Origin of the sequence: Flavobacterium paronense (genome assembly GCF_030409795.1) — a bacterium.
Taxonomy (GTDB): Bacteria; Bacteroidota; Bacteroidia; order Flavobacteriales; family Flavobacteriaceae; genus Flavobacterium; species Flavobacterium paronense.
The window spans coordinates 2,046,770-2,067,279 of record NZ_JAUFQN010000019.1; the positions used below are offsets into that span (position 1 = coordinate 2,046,770).

General features: G+C 40.3%; 2 protein-coding genes. Both read left to right on the forward strand.

What is annotated here, in order from left to right; genetic code table 11:
• The first annotated feature begins 293 nt into the window (after window positions 1-293).
• A complete protein-coding gene (locus QWY90_RS10285; RefSeq protein ID WP_290285840.1) occupies window positions 294-767 on the forward strand; it encodes a hypothetical protein in 474 nt (157 codons plus the stop codon).
• 11 nt (window positions 768-778) lie between these two features.
• Window positions 779-20,479 (forward strand): FIDD domain-containing protein, encoded by a 19,701-nt coding sequence (locus QWY90_RS10290; protein ID WP_290285841.1) that lies wholly within the window; start codon window positions 779-781, stop codon window positions 20,477-20,479.
• The last annotated feature ends 31 nt before the right edge of the window (window positions 20,480-20,510 follow it).

The window sequence follows — 20,510 nt, forward strand, 5'->3', positions numbered from 1 at the left end:
CTTTTTTAAAAATTAATCTTGTTACAATAATTCAATAAACTTATTGTTTTTTTTGTAGTTTTTACAATTAGAATTAAGCTTGTCATAGGATTTCTTTATTACTACTTTAAAATCAAGTCAATTCAATACTCTTTACATTAATGCAAGAATGTAAAAGTGTTAAATTACTTATTAATTTGCATGTAATTATTCTTTTTTATAAAAAAAAAATTAGAAATACTTAACATTTGTTTAGGTTAATACAATCAATTTAATATATTTGATTTACTATATAATAGTACTTAATTTAATCTATGGTAAAAGTTTTACATATCAAATTTAGAGCACCTAAAAAACATACTAATAGTATTTTGTGTTTTTTTGTTTTATCATTTTTAAATGCTGGAGCTACTACTTTTTATATTAATGATAATTCCACAAAAGGAGATTTATACACTTTTGTTATAGGTAATGATAAAAATAATGGAACTTCTACTACTACTCCAAAATTAAATATACAATCAGCTTATTATCTTGCCAAAGAAGGAGATACCATTATTATTGATACTGGAAATTATAATGATATCAATTCAAGCGGAGAATTACTATTTGAAAATACCAAAAAAATAAAATTTATTATTGCGGGTTTCTCAGATATTATTTATTCTAAAAATAACTTTCCCACAAATGAAAAAGTTTCCCCAGCTATTTTCTACATAAAAAATGACAAACCTATTGATCGTGATGCCTACTTGCGAAATTTACAAAACGAAGTAGAGAGGAAATAATTACCAATAGGATGAAAACTTGGATTAAATATTTACATATACTTATAGTATGTGTTGGTTTTTCGAATTTTACATATGCTCAACCCTCTAACGATGTTTGTGGTGTTGGTACAGCTATTCCTATTACAATAGGAGTTGGAAGTTGTAGTTCAATTTTATATACCAATGTTGGAGCAACTTCTGTTGGGGATCCTGCAACGCCAGCTTGTTGGTCACCCAATACTTTAAGTCATACTGTTTGGTTTTCATTTGTAGCTACTACTGCTGATATTGAAATTTCTACCAATTTCGGTGGTACCTTAGCTAATACACAATTAGCTGTTTATAGTGGCGCTTGTGGAAGTTTAACTCAAATTGCTTGTCAAGAAGATGTAAACACAGCTGGCGGCTTATTTCATGCTGATGTAATTTTACATGGTTTAACTATTGGCAACACGTATTATATGCTTGTTGATGGTAACGGAAATACTACAGGTACTTTCGGAATTTGTGCCCAAGAAGCTTTACCAATTGGACCTGCTTTACCAACTCAAGACTGTGTTGGTGCTCAAACTTTATGCAGTGTTGGTAATGTTACTGTCCCAAATGGTGCTGGAGGGGTAGGATCTAGTCAAGAATTACCTTCTTGTTTTGGAACACCAGGTGAGCGTTCTTCAAACTGGTATACTTTCACTGTTGCTACTTCTGGAACTTTAGCTTTTACTATAACTCCTACTTCGGTAATTGATTATGATTTTGCAGTATTTAATACAACAGCATCTTGTCCTGGAACTGAGTTGTCTTGTAACTGGAGCCCAACTACTGGTGCAGCTGGAACAACAGGATTAGGGTGTGCGGGAGTACAATGCAACTCGACATTCACAGTAACTGCTGGTCAAACTTATACTATTTTAGTTGACCGATTTACGGCAGCTTCTAATTCAGGTTTTACATTAAATTTTGCAGGAACCACTGCTACTTTTGCCAGTCCCAATCCTACTTTTACTAACACAACTGTTTGTATAGGAACTGCTACTCAATTTACCAATACTACTAATGGTAATTTTACTTACAATTGGACTTTTGGAGATGGATTTACCTCTAATTTGGAAAATCCAAGCCATACCTATTCCTCAGCAGGAAGTTACACTGCAACTCTTTTGCTAACAGCTGTCCCAGGAGGATGTCAGAACGCCATTACTCATACTGTAACTGTAAGTCCGCTTCCAACTGTGGATGCCGGAACTGGAGGTACTGTTTGTACTGGTAATTGCATTACTTTAGGAGGTTCAACAAATGCTGTAGGTTCAACTGGTCCTCTTTCATTCACAAATGGAGGAAGTTATATAGTACCAGACAACACCAACACAGGTGTTAATTCTCCAATAACTGTATCTGGTGTTTCTCCAGCTGCCATCACAGCAAGTTCTATAGCTTCTGTTTGTCTTTCTATAGACCATCTTTGGGTTGAAGATTTAGATATCTTTCTAGTATGCCCTGATGGAACGAGGATACAGTTATCAACAGATAATGGTGCTGATGGAATAGATTATGTTAATACTTGTTTTACACCTACTTCTGTCAATCCAATTACTGCTGGAACTGCTCCTTTTACTGGAACTTACGCACCTGAACAATCATTCAATTTATTAAACGGTTGCACTACAAATGGAAATTGGCAACTTTTTGTTAGAGATGATGCAGCACTTATTGGAGGTACTATAACAGGTTGGACCATAACATTCAACAATAATCTGCCAGCATATTCATGGTCACCAACAACGGCCATGACCAATTCGACGACTTTATCACCCACTGTTTGCCCAACTTTAACCACTACATATACTTTAACTGCTAATAATGGTATTGGATGTACCGCTAATGACACTGTTACAGTAAATGTAACACCTGCTACTATTGTGCCTACTTTTAACGCTATCTCTCCAATATGTTACGGTAGCGCATTAGCTGCTTTACCAACAACTTCAACTAATGGTATTACTGGGACATGGGCTCCAGCACTTGACAATACGACTACTACAACTTACACATTTACACCAACTCCTGGGCAATGTGCAAGCACAACAACTTTAATTATTACAGTAAAACCATTACCATCTGTTACATCAGCATCACCAAGCTATTCAATTTGCTCTGGACCTACACTTGGCACAGCATCATCTGCAACTATTAATCTTACTCCAAATCCTGCCGGGGCTAGTATTAGTTGGTCTGGCTCTGATGGTAATAGCGGAACAGGTTCTCCTATTAGTTATGCTATCCCAAACAATACTTGTTCAGATCTTTTAATAAATTATACTATCATTCCAACCAATAATGGATGTCCTGGAACACCGTTAATTGTCCCTTTAACTGTAAGACCAAAACCAATAGCAACATTTACAGTTACACCAAATCCAGTATGTCAAAATCAAAACGCAACAGTTACCTTTACCGGAACTTCCTGTCCTGGAGCAACCTATAATTGGACTTGGCCAGTTGGAATTACCGTTGTTAGTGGTTCGGGTGCTGGACCTTATACTATTAGTTTTGCATCAGCAACCACGTATACTATTTCTCTTCAAGTAGTTGGTCCTGCATCTCTAGGAAGTTGCACCTCTCCTTTGGTTACTATTCCAGTAACTGTTTCTCCTTTACCAACAGCTACTATCAGTTATGCTGGAACTCCTTTCTGTTCTTCTTTAGCTGCTTCACAAGCGGTAACTTTAACAGGAACTGGTGTTTATATAGGTGGAGTATATTCTTCTACCGCTGGACTTTCTATCAATGCAGCTACGGGAGCAATTACTCCTTCAACTTCTATTCCTAATACCTATACAGTTACGTATAGCATTGCTGCTAGTGGTGGCTGTGCTGCAGTTACTGCAACAACTACAGTAACTATTACGACATTGCCTACGGCTATTATATCTTATGCAACACCTTTTTGTTCTTCCATAGCTGCTGCACAAGCGGTGACTTTAACTGGAACTGGAGCATATACAGGTGGTGTGTATTCCTCTACTGCTGGGCTTTCTATCAATGCGGCTACAGGAGCAATAACGCCTTCGTCTTCTACTCCAAATACGTATACCGTTACCTATACTATTGCTGCTAGTGCGGGTTGTACAGCAGTTGTGGCAACTACTTCGGTAACTATAACGCCATTGCCTACTGCAACGATATCTTATGCAACTCCTTTTTGTACTTCAATAGTTGCAGCACAATCAGTGACTTTAACTGGAACTGGTGCTTATACAGGTGGTGTGTATTCCTCTACTGCTGGGCTTTCTATCAATGCGGCTACGGGAGCAATTACTCCTTCAACTTCTATTCCTAATACCTATACAGTTACGTATAGCATTTCTGCTAGTGCAGGTTGTGCTGCCGTTGTGGCAACTACTTCAGTAACTATTAATCCTATTCTATCTCCAACTGTTAATTGCGGAATATCTACCACTACTTCTGTACAATTTACTTGGGCTGCAGTCGCAGGAGCTACTGGTTATTCAGTCTCTTATCAAGTAAATGCTAATCCTTTGGTAAACGTTGGAGCCATCGGAAATGTATTGAATTATACTGTAAATAGTCTAACTCCAGGTGATTCGGTAACTATTACATTAACTCCAACTGGTGGTGTTAGTGCTTGTTTTACTTTTAGCACAGCAACTTGTACTGCAGCTAATTGTAATCCTCCTACAGCTACTATCTCATATGCAGCAACTCCTTTTTGTACTTCTCTAGCTGCTGCACAGGCAGTAACTTTAAGTGGTACTGGAACCTATACAGGTGGTCTGTATTCTTCAACCGCTGGGCTTTCTATAAATGCTGCAACGGGTGCTATTACACCTTCAACTTCTACTCCAAATACCTATACCATTACTTATACTATTGCTGCTAGTGGAGGTTGTGCTGCGGTTACTGCAACTACTTCGGTAACCATTACGCCATTACCTACAGCTACAATTAGTTATGTCGGAATACCTTTTTGTTCTTCTCTAGCTGTCGCACAAGCAGTAACTTTAACAGGAACAGGTGCTTACACAGGTGGAGTGTATTCATCAACTGCTGGGCTTTCTATTAATGCTGCAACAGGTGCTATTACGCCTTCGACTTCTACTCCAAATACGTATACTGTTACCTATACTATTGCTGCTAGTGCTGGTTGTGCAGCAGTTGTGGCAACTACTTCAGTAACTATTACGGCATTGCCTACGGCTATTATATCTTATGCAACTCCATTTTGTTCTTCAATAGCTACTGCGCAAGCGGTGACGTTAACAGGGACTGGTGCTTATACTGGTGGTGTCTATTCATCAACTGCTGGGCTTTCTATAAATGCAGCTACGGGTGCTATTACGCCTTCGACTTCTACTCCAAATACGTATACCGTTACCTATACTATTGCTGCTAGTGCTGGATGTGCTGCTGTAACTACAACTACTTCGGTAACTATTACGCCATTGCCTACAGCTACAATTAGTTATGTCGGAACACCTTTTTGTTCTTCTCTAGCTGTCCTACAAGCGGTGACTTTAACTGGAACTGGTGCTTATACAGGTGGTGTGTATTCCTCTACTGCTGGGCTTTCTATCAATGCGGCTACGGGAGCAATTACTCCTTCGACTTCTACTCCAAATACCTACACCGTTACTTATACTATTGCTGCTAGTGCGGGTTGTGCTGCTGTAACTGCAACTACTTCGGTAACCATTACACCATTACCAACGGCTACTATATCTTATGTAGGAACGCCTTTTTGTTCTTCTCAAGCTATAGCACAGGCAGTAACTTTAACTGGAACTGGTGCTTATACAGGTGGTGTCTATTCATCAACTGCTGGGCTTTTTATCAATGCGGCAACGGGTGCTATTACACCTTCGACTTCTACTTCAAATACGTATACTGTTACCTATACTATTGCTGCTAGTGCGGGTTGTGCTGCGGTTACTGCTACTACTTCGGTAACCATTACGGCATTGCCTACAGCTACAATTAGTTATGTCGGAACACCTTTTTGTTCTTCTCTAGCTGTAGCACAAGCGGTGACTTTAACTGGAACTGGAGCTTATACAGGGGGTGTGTATTCTTCTACCGCTGGGCTTTCTATCAATTCGGCAACGGGAGCTATTACACCTTCGACTTCTACTCCTAATACGTATACCGTTACCTATACTATTGCTGCTAGTGCGGGTTGTGCTGCTGTAACTGCAACTACTTCGGTAACCATTACACCATTACCAACGGCTACTATATCTTATGTAGGAACGCCTTTTTGTTCTTCTCAAGCTATAGCACAGGCAGTAACTTTAACTGGAACTGGTGCTTATACTGGTGGTGTCTATTCATCAACTGCTGGGCTTTCTATTAATGCTGCAACGGGAGCTATTACTCCTTCGACTTCTACTCCAAATACGTATACCGTTACCTATACTATTGCTGCTAGTGCGGGTTGTGCTGCTGTAACTGCAACTACTTCGATAACTATTACTGAATTGCCTACGGCAACAATTAGTTATGTCGGAGCACCTTTTTGTTCTTCACTTGCTGCTACACAAAACGTGACTTTAAACGGCACCGGAGCTTATACTAGCGGAGTGTATTCTTCTACTGCTGGACTTTCTATAAATGCTGCTACGGGAGAGATTACACCTTCGACTTCTACTCCAAATACGTATACCGTTACCTATACTATTGCTGCTAGTGCGGGTTGTGCTGTTGTAACTGCAACTACTTCGGTAACTATTACGGCATTGCCTACAGTTACTATATCGTATGCAGGCACTCCTTTCTGTTCTTCTTTAGCTACTGCACAAGCGGTGACTTTAACTGGAACTGGTGCTTATACAGGTGGAGTCTATTCATCAACTGCTGGGCTTTCTATCAATGCTGCTACAGGAGCAATTACTCCTTCGACTTCTACTCCAAATACGTATACCGTTACCTATACTATTGCTGCTAGTGCGGGTTGTGCTACTGTAACTGCAACTACTTCGGTAACCATTACGGAATTGCCTACAGCTACTATATCTTATGTAGGAACGCCTTTTTGTTCTTCTGTGGCTACTGGACAAACGGTAACTTTAACTGGAACTGGTGCTTATACAGGCGGAGTCTATTCATCAACTGCTGGGCTTTCTATAAATGCGGCAACGGGTGCTATTACTCCTTCGACTTCTACTCCAAATACGTATACCGTTACCTATACTATTGCTGCTAGTGCAGGTTGTACAGCAGTTGTGGCAACTACTTCAGTAACTATTACGGCATTGCCTACAGCTACAATATCGTATGCAGGTACTCCTTTTTGTTCTTCTGTGGCTACTGCGCAAGCGGTGACGTTAACAGGGACTGGTGCTTATACAGGTGGTGTGTATTCATCAACTGCTGGGCTTTCTATCAATGCGGCTACGGGAGCAATTACTCCTTCGACTTCTACCCCAAATACGTATCCCGTTACATATACTATTGCTGCTAGTGGAGGTTGTGCTGCCGTTGTAGCTACAACTTCAGTAACTATTAATCCTATTCTATCTCCAACTGTTAATTGCGGAATATCTACCACTACTTCTGTACAATTTACTTGGGCTGCAGTCGCAGGAGCTACTGGTTATTCAGTCTCTTATCAAGTAAATGCTAATCCTTTGGTAAACGTTGGAGCCATCGGAAATGTATTGAATTATACTGTAAATAGTCTAACTCCAGGTGATTCGGTAACTATTACATTAACTCCAACTGGTGGTGTTGGTGCTTGTTTTACTTTTAGCACAGCAACTTGTACTGCAGCTAATTGTAATCTTCCTACAGCTACTATCTCATATGCAGCAACTCCTTTTTGTACTTCTCTAGCTGCTGCACAAGCAGTAACTTTAAGTGGTACTGGAACCTATACAGGTGGTGTGTATTCTTCTACCGCTGGGCTTTCTATAAATGCTGCTACAGGAGCAATTACGCCTTCGACTTCTACTCCAAATACTTATACTGTAACGTATACTATTGCTGCTAGTGCGGGTTGTACAGCAGTTGTGGCAACTACTTCAGTAACTATTACGGCATTGCCTACAGCTACAATATCGTATGCAGGTACTCCTTTTTGTTCTTCTGTGGCTACTGCGCAAGCGGTGACTTTAACAGGGACTGGTGCTTACACTGGTGGTGTATATTCATCAACTGCTGGGCTTTCTATAAATGCTACTACGGGAGAGATTACACCATCAACTTCTACTCCGAATACTTACACCGTTACCTATACTATAGCTGCTAGTGCTGGTTGTGCTGCTGTAACTGCTACTACTTCGGTAACTATTACACCATTACCTACGGCAACAATTAATTATGCAGGAACTCCATTTTGTTCTTCTACAGCTATTGCACAAGCGGTAACTTTATCAGGAACTGATGCTTATACGGGCGGGGTGTATTCTTCTACCGCTGGACTTTCTATCAATGCGGCTACGGGTGCTATTACGCCTTCGACTTCTACTCCAAATACCTACACCGTTACATATACTATTGCTGCCGCTGGTGGTTGTGCTGCCGTTGTAGCTACAACTTCGGTAACCATTACGGCATTGCCTACAGCTACTATATCTTATGCAACACCTTTCTGTTCTTCGGTAGCTACCGCTCAAAGTGTGACGCTAACAGGAACAGCTACTTATACTGGTGGAGTATATTCTTCAACTGCTGGACTTTCCATTAATCCTGCAACTGGAGTAATCACACCTTCAACTTCAACTCCGAATACCTACACCGTTACTTATACTATTGTTGCTAGTGCGGGTTGTGCTGCTGTAACTGCAACCACTTCGGTAACTATTAATCCAATAGTAACGCCAACTATTAATTGTGGTGTATCTACCACCACATCCGTTCAATTCACTTGGACTACAGTCGCTGGGGCAATCGGTTATTCAGTCTCTTATCAAGTAAATGCTAATCCAATCGTCAATGTTGGAGCCATAGGTAATGTTTTAAATTATACTGTAAATAGTTTAACACCTGGAGATATAGTAACAATTACTCTAACACCAATGGGAGCCGCAACCTCTTGCTTTGATTTTGGTACGGCAACTTGTACCGCTGCTAATTGCAATCCACCAACTGCCTCCATTAGTTATGCAACACCATTCTGCTCTTCGGTAGCTACCGCTCAAAGTGTGACGCTAACAGGAACAGGTGCTTACACAGGTGGTGTCTATTCTGCTCCTGCTGGACTTTCCATTAATAGTGCTACGGGAGATATTACTCCTTCAACTTCTTCTCCAAATACGTACACCGTTACGTATACTATTGCTGCTAGTGCTGGTTGTTCCCCTGTGGTTGCTACTACATCATTAACTATTACTGCTCTGCCTACAGCTACTATATTTTATGCAGGTACTCCTTTTTGTTCTTCTCTGACTACTGCTCAAGCGGTAACTTTAAATGGAACTGGCGCTTACACAGGTGGGGTGTATTCCTCTACTGCTGGGCTTTCTATTAATACTGCAACGGGTGCTATTACACCTTCGACTTCTACTACAAATACGTATACCGTTACATATACTATTGCTGCTAGTGGAGGTTGTGCTGCCGTTGTGGCAACTACTTCAGTAACTATTAATCCTATTCTATCTCCAACTGTTAATTGCGGAATATCTACCACTACTTCTGTCCAATTTACTTGGACTGCAGTCGCAGGAGCTACTGGTTATTCAGTCTCTTATCAAGTAAATGCTAATCCTTTGGTAAACGTTGGAGCCATCGGAAATGTATTGAATTATACTGTAAATAGTCTAACTCCAGGTGATTCGGTAACTATTACATTAACTCCAACTGGTGGTGTTGGTGCTTGTTTTACTTTTAGCACAGCAACTTGTACTGCAGCTAATTGTAATCCTCCTACAGCTACTATCTCATATGCAGCAACTCCTTTTTGTACTTCTCTAGCTGCTGCACAAGCAGTAACTTTAAGTGGTACTGGAACCTATACAGGTGGTCTGTATTCTTCAACCGCTGGGCTTTCTATAAATGCTGCAACGGGTGCTATTACACCTTCGACTTCTACTCCAAATACCTATACCATTACTTATACTATTGCTGCTAGTGGAGGTTGTGCTGCGGTTACTGCAACTACTTCGGTAACTATTACGCCATTACCTACAGCTACAATTAGTTATGTCGGAACACCTTTTTGTTCTTCTCTAGCTGTCGCACAAGCAGTAACTTTAACAGGAACAGGTGCTTACACAGGTGGAGTGTATTCATCAACTGCTGGGCTTTCTATTAATGCTGCAACAGGTGCTATTACGCCTTCGACTTCTACTCCAAATACGTATACTGTTACCTATACTATTGCTGCTAGTGCTGGTTGTGCAGCAGTTGTGGCAACTACTTCAGTAACTATTACGGCATTGCCTACTGCAACTATTTCATATGCAACTCCTTTCTGTTCTTCTTTAGCTACTGGACAAGCAGTAACTTTAACTGGAACTGGTGCTTATACAGGTGGAATCTTTTCGTCTACCGCTGGGCTTTCTATAAATGCTGCAACGGGTGCTATTACGCCTTCGACTTCTACTCCAAATACGTATACCGTTACCTATACTATTGCTGCTAGTGCTGGATGTGCTGCTGTAACTACAACTACTTCGGTAACTATTACGCCATTGCCTACAGCTACAATTAGTTATGTCGGAACACCTTTTTGTTCTTCTCTAGCTGTCCCACAAGCGGTGACTTTAACTGGAACTGGTGCTTATACGGGTGGTGTGTATTCCTCTACTGCTGGGCTTTCTATTAATGCTGCAACAGGTGCTATTACTCCTTCGACTTCTACTCCAAATACCTACACCGTTACTTATACTATTGCTGCTAGTGCTGGTTGTGCAGCAGTTGTGGCAACTACTTCAGTAACTATTACGGCATTGCCTACGGCTATTATATCTTATGCAACTCCATTTTGTTCTTCAACAGCTACTGCGCAAGCGGTGACGTTAACAGGGACTGGTGCTTATACTGGTGGTGTCTATTCATCAACTGCTGGGCTTTCTATTAATGCTGCAACGGGTGCTATTACGCCTTCGACTTCTACTCCAAATACGTATACCGTTACCTATACTATTGCTGCTAGTGCTGGATGTGCTGCTGTAACTACAACTACTTCGGTAACTATTACGCCATTGCCTACAGCTACAATTAGTTATGTCGGAACACCTTTTTGTTCTTCTCTAGCTGTCCTACAAGCGGTGACTTTAACTGGAACTGGTGCTTATACAGGTGGTGTGTATTCCTCTACTGCTGGGCTTTCTATCAATGCGGCTACGGGAGCAATTACTCCTTCGACTTCTACTCCAAATACCTACACCGTTACTTATACTATTGCTGCTAGTGCGGGTTGTGCTGCTGTAACTGCAACTACTTCGGTAACCATTACACCATTACCAACGGCTACTATATCTTATGTAGGAACGCCTTTTTGTTCTTCTCAAGCTATAGCACAGGCAGTAACTTTAACTGGAACTGGTGCTTATACTGGTGGTGTCTATTCATCAACTGCTGGGCTTTCTATCAATGCGGCAACGGGAGCTATTACACCTTCGACTTCTACTCCAAATACCTACACCGTTACCTATACTATTGCTGCTAGTGCAGGATGTACAGCAGTTGTGGCAACTACTTCAGTAACTATTACGGCATTGCCTACAGCTACAATTAGTTATGTCGGAACACCTTTTTGTTCTTCTCTAGCTGTCCCACAAGCAGTAACTTTAACAGGAACAGGTGCTTACACAGGTGGAGTGTATTCATCAACTGTTGGGCTTTCTATTAATGCTGCAACAGGTGCTATTACGCCTTCGACTTCTACTCCAAATACCTACACCGTTACTTATACTATTGCTGCTAGTGCGGGTTGTGCTGCTGTAACTGCAACTACTTCGGTAACCATTACGGAATTGCCTACAGCTACTATATCTTATGTAGGAACGCCTTTTTGTTCTTCTGTGGCTACTGGACAAACGGTAACTTTAACTGGAACTGGTGCTTATACAGGCGGAGTCTATTCATCAACTGCTGGGCTTTCTATAAATGCGGCAACGGGTGCTATTACTCCTTCGACTTCTACTCCAAATACGTATACCGTTACCTATACTATTGCTGCTAGTGCAGGTTGTACAGCAGTTGTGGCAACTACTTCAGTAACTATTACGGCATTGCCTACAGCTACAATATCGTATGCAGGTACTCCTTTTTGTTCTTCTGTGGCTACTGCGCAAGCGGTGACGTTAACAGGGACTGGTGCTTATACAGGTGGTGTGTATTCATCAACTGCTGGGCTTTCTATCAATGCGGCTACGGGAGCAATTACTCCTTCGACTTCTACCCCAAATACGTATCCCGTTACATATACTATTGCTGCTAGTGGAGGTTGTGCTGCCGTTGTAGCTACAACTTCAGTAACTATTAATCCTATTCTATCTCCAACTGTTAATTGCGGAATATCTACCACTACTTCTGTACAATTTACTTGGGCTGCAGTCGCAGGAGCTACTGATTATTCAGTCTCTTATCAAGTAAATGCTAATCCTTTGGTAAACGTTGGAGCCATCGGAAATGTATTGAATTATACTGTAAATAGTCTAACTCCAGGTGATTCGGTAACTATTACATTAACTCCAACTGGTGGTGTTGGTGCTTGTTTTACTTTTAGCACAGCAACTTGTACTGCAGCTAATTGTAATCCTCCTACAGCTACTATCTCATATGCAGCAACTCCTTTTTGTACTTCTCTAGCTGCTGCACAAGCAGTAACTTTAAGTGGTACTGGAACCTATACAGGTGGTGTGTATTCTTCTACCGCTGGGCTTTCTATAAATGCTGCTACAGGAGCAATTACGCCTTCGACTTCTACTCCAAATACTTATACTGTAACGTATACTATTGCTGCTAGTGCGGGTTGTACAGCAGTTGTGGCAACTACTTCAGTAACTATTACGGCATTGCCTACAGCTACAATATCGTATGCAGGTACTCCTTTTTGTTCTTCTGTGGCTACTGCGCAAGCGGTGACTTTAACAGGGACTGGTGCTTACACTGGTGGTGTATATTCATCAACTGCTGGGCTTTCTATAAATGCTACTACGGGAGAGATTACACCATCAACTTCTACTCCGAATACTTACACCGTTACCTATACTATAGCTGCTAGTGCTGGTTGTGCTGCTGTAACTGCTACTACTTCGGTAACTATTACACCATTACCTACGGCAACAATTAATTATGCAGGAACTCCATTTTGTTCTTCTACAGCTATTGCACAAGCGGTAACTTTATCAGGAACTGATGCTTATACGGGCGGGGTGTATTCTTCTACCGCTGGACTTTCTATCAATGCGGCTACGGGTGCTATTACGCCTTCGACTTCTACTCCAAATACCTACACCGTTACATATACTATTGCTGCCGCTGGTGGTTGTGCTGCCGTTGTAGCTACAACTTCGGTAACCATTACGGCATTGCCTACAGCTACTATATCTTATGCAACACCTTTCTGTTCTTCGGTAGCTACCGCTCAAAGTGTGACGCTAACAGGAACAGCTACTTATACTGGTGGAGTATATTCTTCAACTGCTGGACTTTCCATTAATCCTGCAACTGGAGTAATCACACCTTCAACTTCAACTCCGAATACCTACACCGTTACTTATACTATTGTTGCTAGTGCGGGTTGTGCTGCTGTAACTGCAACCACTTCGGTAACTATTAATCCAATAGTAACGCCAACTATTAATTGTGGTGTATCTACCACCACATCCGTTCAATTCACTTGGACTACAGTCGCTGGGGCAATCGGTTATTCAGTCTCTTATCAAGTAAATGCTAATCCAATCGTCAATGTTGGAGCCATAGGTAATGTTTTAAATTATACTGTAAATAGTTTAACACCTGGAGATATAGTAACAATTACTCTAACACCAATGGGAGCCGCAACCTCTTGCTTTGATTTTGGTACGGCAACTTGTACCGCTGCTAATTGCAATCCACCAACTGCCTCCATTAGTTATGCAACACCATTCTGCTCTTCGGTAGCTACCGCTCAAAGTGTGACGCTAACAGGAACAGGTGCTTACACAGGTGGTGTCTATTCTGCTCCTGCTGGACTTTCCATTAATAGTGCTACGGGAGATATTACTCCTTCAACTTCTTCTCCAAATACGTACACCGTTACGTATACTATTGCTGCTAGTGCTGGTTGTTCCCCTGTGGTTGCTACTACATCATTAACTATTACTGCTCTGCCTACAGCTACTATATTTTATGCAGGTACTCCTTTTTGTTCTTCTCTGACTACTGCTCAAGCGGTAACTTTAAATGGAACTGGCGCTTACACAGGTGGGGTGTATTCCTCTACTGCTGGGCTTTCTATTAATACTGCAACGGGTGCTATTACACCTTCGACTTCTACTACAAATACGTATACCGTTACATATACTATTGCTGCTAGTGGAGGTTGTGCTGCCGTTGTGGCAACTACTTCAGTAACTATTAATCCTATTCTATCTCCAACTGTTAATTGCGGAATATCTACCACTACTTCTGTCCAATTTACTTGGACTGCAGTCGCAGGAGCTACTGGTTATTCAGTCTCTTATCAAGTAAATGCTAATCCTTTGGTAAACGTTGGAGCCATCGGAAATGTATTGAATTATACTGTAAATAGTCTAACTCCAGGTGATTCGGTAACTATTACATTAACTCCAACTGGTGGTGTTGGTGCTTGTTTTACTTTTAGCACAGCAACTTGTACTGCAGCTAATTGTAATCCTCCTACAGCTACTATCTCATATGCAGCAACTCCTTTTTGTACTTCTCTAGCTGCTGCACAAGCAGTAACTTTAAGTGGTACTGGAACCTATACAGGTGGTCTGTATTCTTCAACCGCTGGGCTTTCTATAAATGCTGCAACGGGTGCTATTACACCTTCGACTTCTACTCCAAATACCTATACCATTACTTATACTATTGCTGCTAGTGGAGGTTGTGCTGCGGTTACTGCAACTACTTCGGTAACTATTACGCCATTACCTACAGCTACAATTAGTTATGTCGGAACACCTTTTTGTTCTTCTCTAGCTGTCGCACAAGCAGTAACTTTAACAGGAACAGGTGCTTACACAGGTGGAGTGTATTCATCAACTGCTGGGCTTTCTATTAATGCTGCAACAGGTGCTATTACGCCTTCGACTTCTACTCCAAATACGTATACTGTTACCTATACTATTGCTGCTAGTGCTGGTTGTGCAGCAGTTGTGGCAACTACTTCAGTAACTATTACGGCATTGCCTACTGCAACTATTTCATATGCAACTCCTTTCTGTTCTTCTTTAGCTACTGGACAAGCAGTAACTTTAACTGGAACTGGTGCTTATACAGGTGGAATCTTTTCGTCTACCGCTGGGCTTTCTATAAATGCTGCAACGGGTGCTATTACGCCTTCGACTTCTACTCCAAATACGTATACCGTTACCTATACTATTGCTGCTAGTGCTGGATGTGCTGCTGTAACTACAACTACTTCGGTAACTATTACGCCATTGCCTACAGCTACAATTAGTTATGTCGGAACACCTTTTTGTTCTTCTCTAGCTGTCCCACAAGCGGTGACTTTAACTGGAACTGGTGCTTATACGGGTGGTGTGTATTCCTCTACTGCTGGGCTTTCTATTAATGCTGCAACAGGTGCTATTACTCCTTCGACTTCTACTCCAAATACCTACACCGTTACTTATACTATTGCTGCTAGTGCTGGTTGTGCAGCAGTTGTGGCAACTACTTCAGTAACTATTACGGCATTGCCTACGGCTATTATATCTTATGCAACTCCATTTTGTTCTTCAACAGCTACTGCGCAAGCGGTGACGTTAACAGGGACTGGTGCTTATACTGGTGGTGTCTATTCATCAACTGCTGGGCTTTCTATTAATGCTGCAACGGGTGCTATTACGCCTTCGACTTCTACTCCAAATACGTATACCGTTACCTATACTATTGCTGCTAGTGCTGGATGTGCTGCTGTAACTACAACTACTTCGGTAACTATTACGCCATTGCCTACAGCTACAATTAGTTATGTCGGAACACCTTTTTGTTCTTCTCTAGCTGTCCCACAAGCAGTAACTTTAACAGGAACAGGTGCTTACACAGGTGGAGTGTATTCATCAACTGTTGGGCTTTCTATTAATGCTGCAACAGGTGCTATTACGCCTTCGACTTCTACTCCAAATACCTACACCGTTACTTATACTATTGCTGCTAGTGCGGGTTGTGCTGCTGTAACTGCAACTACTTCGGTAACCATTACGGAATTGCCTACAGCTACTATATCTTATGTAGGAACGCCTTTTTGTTCTTCTGTGGCTACTGCGCAAGCGGTGACTTTAACTGGAACTGGTGCTTATACAGGTGGTTTGTATTCTTCTACTGCTGGGCTTTCTATAAATGCGGCAACGGGTGCTATTACACCTTCGACTTCTACTCCAAATACCTACACCGTTACTTATACTATTGCTGCTAGTACAGGTTGTGCTGCCGTTACTGCTACTAGTTCGGTAACCATTACGGCATTGCCTACAGCTACAATTAGTTATATCGGAACACCTTTTTGTTCTTCTCTAGCTGTCGCACAAGCAGTATCTTTAACAGGAACAGGTGCTTACACAGGTGGAGTCTATTCATCAACTGCTGGGCTTTCTATTAATGTGGCAACGGGTGCAATTACGCCTTCGACTTCTACTCCAAATACGTATACTGTTACCTATACTATTGCTGCTAGTGCGGGTTGTGCAGCAGTTGTGGCAACTACTTCAGTAACTATTACGGCATTGCCTACAGCTACAATTAGTTATGTCGGAACACCATTTTGTTCTTCTCTAGCTTTAGCACAAGCGGTGACTTTAACAGGAACTGGAACTTATACAGGTGGTTTGTATTCTTCTACTGCTGGACTTTCTATCAATGCGGCAACAGGAGCGATTACGCCTTCAACTTCTACGCCAAATACTTATACAGTTACTTATATTATTGCCGCTAGTGGAGGGTGTACTGCTGTAACGGCTACTACTTCGGTAACCATTATTCCAATAAAAATGACAACTTTTAATCCTGTAGGCCCTATTTGTTCAGGAAGTCCATTATCGCCGTTGCCAACACTTTCAAATGAAGGAGTTACAGGAACTTGGTCTCCAGCTTTAAATAATACCAGCACTACAACTTATCATTTTACACCTTCAGCTGGATTGTGTGCTTCTGGTAGTAACTTAACAATTACCGTTTATTCATTACCTCAAATTACAGCAATAAGTCCATTGTATTATTGTGATCCAAATAATGATGGATTTGGAGTTTTTGATATGACACAAGTAATTCCGACAATCACAGGAGGAACTCTTTATCCGGTAAGCTTTCATGAAACGATAACAGATGCTGAAATCAATGGAACCACTATTCCAAATCCTTCTAATTATTTTAATATTCATATTGACCACCAAACTATTTACATTAGAGTAGAGTCAACAGAATCATCAACCTGCTATAAAATAATAACTTTAGAATTAATTGTAAATCCTACTCCGGAAGCAACTGAGCCTAACGATTATCATATTTGCGATACCAATAATGATGGTTTTGCAAGCTTTAATTTAACAACTGTTGCATCGCAGGTATTTGGTTCCATAAATCAATCAATACATTCAATTGGCTATTATACAAGTTTGGCGGATGCTCAATTGACAACAAATCCAATAATAAATTTTAGCAACTATAGCAATCAAACCATAAACACACAAACTATTTGGATTAGAATTACAAATAGTACTACTGGTTGTTATGATATTGTAACATTACAATTATTTGTCGATCCTTTACCTTTGGCTACTCAACCAAATTATCCACCTTATACTTTGTGTGATACGCATGCACCTTTATCTTATGAAGAATTTGATTTAGGCTCAAAAATTACTGATATATTAATTGGGCAAACCGGCATGAATGTCACCTTTCATTTCAGTCAAGCAGATGCATTAGCAGATATAAGTCCTTTACCTCTTCTTTACACTAATGGTGTTCCTAATGTACAAACATTATGGATACGAGTGGAAAATGCAATTACTGGTTGTTTTGTTTTATCAACTATGGATATAAGAGTTGAACCATTACCATCACCTATTCCTCAAAGTCAACCTTACACTATTTGTGATGGCAATCAAGATGGATTTGGGACTTTCGATTTGAATACCTTAACGGCTGATATATTACAAGGTGCTAATTATACCATTACCTATCATGAAACTATTGATGACGCTCAATTAGGAAACAATCCATTAGTTAGTCCATATGATAATATAACTGCGTTTGTTCAATATATTTATGCTTCGGCAATTGATAATGTGAACGGTTGTAGAAGCATTATCCCTATCGAATTAAATGTAAATCCACAACCAATAACTCCATTTACAGTTCCTAATTTAATTCAATGTGATGAGGATAATAATCCACAGAATCTATCAATGATCTTTGATTTAACCCAAAATGATGCTCCTGTTTTAGCTATACAAACTTCAGCTGCATCAAATTATACGGTTACCTATTATACTTCTCAAACTGACGCCATTGCAGGTATTGCGCCTATTATTCCGTCAAGTCATTATGTTGGAGCTAATCATGAAATAATATGGGTGAGAGTTGAAAATAATAATTCAAATTGTTTTGCAGTTGGTTCATTCGAATTATTGATTAATCCGCCTTTAGCATTAACTACACCAACACCTTTGAGTATTTGCGATGCTGACGCTATTCCAAATAATCAGTATACCCAATTTGATTTAACCGTTAAAAACAATCAAATTACAGGTGGATTACCAAATATGACTGTAACCTATTATCCAAGTTATCCTGTCACCGCTTCGAGTGTTGCAATTCCAAATCCAACAACATATACAAATGCGTTACCTGCTGTACAAACATTAGGTGTTATGGTTACTAATGCCCAAGGTTGCAGAAGTTATACTTCATTAGATATTCGAGTATTACCAATTCCAACGCCAAGAACTAACGGAATCAGACCTTTGCCAGCACAATGTGATGTAAACAATACTGGAGATTTGTTAGAAACTTTTAATTTGACCTTAAATGCTTCTATCATAATAAATGGCGACCCAACTCTAGTGCTACATTATTATCCTACACAAGCTGATGCTTTGGCTGCAACCAATGAAATATTAAATCCAACTGCTGCTTTGGTTGGACAGAATATATGGATTAGAGTCGAAAACAATAGAGTTGATTATCTTGGACATAATTGTTTTGTTTTGGTGGAACAGCCTTTAACGGTTAATCCATTACCAACTATTGTTCAACCAATGTCGTTTCAGGTTTGTGATGACGATACTGATGGAAGTGTGATGACAGATTTAACTACTACCACAACTGCTTTACTCGCAAGCGGACAATTGGCATCTGATTACACTATTAGTTATTACACTACTGCTTCTAATGCTCAATTTGGCACCAATGCTATCGCAAATCCAACGCAATTCATTAACCAAACAAATCCCCAAAACATCTTTATTAGAGTTGTAAATAATGCTACTGGTTGTGTAAATTACAATAGCGAATTTACCCTAGTTATTAATCCTCAACCGACTATAGTCATTCCTTCAAATTTTGGAACCTGTGATACCGATGGAACTAATGATGGCTATTTTGCATTAGATTTAGGTTCTTATACCATTGGAATTATTGGAAGTCAAACCAATGTTTCTGTTGCTTTTTATGATACCCAATCGGATGCTTTAACAGGAAATAACGCAATTACCAATTTAGCAAATTATCAAGCTTATACACATACGCTTTGGGTTCGTGTGGACGATTTAACAACAGGTTGCTATCGATTGGCATCATTTGATTTAACAGTTGAACCATTAGCTGAACCTACTATTTCTTCTCCAAGAGATACTATTTGCGTTGAATATGGAACTAATGCATTTCTAAGCGGCTTAACTTTAGATAGCGGAATCACAAATCCTAATTATTCTTTTGCCTGGTCATTAGAAGGAACTTTAATTCCAACCGCAACTGCTTCAACTTATAATATTACAACTGTTGCTCCCGGAGATTATACTGTTGTAGCTACAAGCACAAGTCCATTGGGTTGTGTTTCTAATGTTTCAAATCCGTTTACCGTAATTCAATCAGGACCAGCACAAGTTTCATCTCCTCCGTATACAGTTAGTAACGCATTTAATGACAATCAAATTATAACTGTAAATGTGGTTGGATTTGGTATTTATGAATATAGTTTAGATGATGGCCCATTCCAAAGCAGTACTATTTTCGAATATGCATCATTGGGAGAACATACTGTTACCATTCGTGATGTAAAAGGAAATACCAGTTGTGGTGAAATTGTAATTTCTGGTGTTCAAACCATTAATTATCCGCATTACTTTACACCAAATGGTGATGGTTTTCATGATACTTGGAATGTTATCGGGTTGGAAAATCAACACAATGCACGACTCTATATTTTCGATCGTTATGCCAAATTATTAAAACAGTTGAGCACTGATGGTCCAGGTTGGGACGGAACTTTCAATGGGCATTTACTTCCTGCAGACGACTATTGGTTTAAAGTGGAATATCTTGAACAATCGCAATGGAAAGAATTTAAATCTCACTTCACATTGAAAAGATAGTAGCGGATTTTTATATATTTGAGAGACAAAT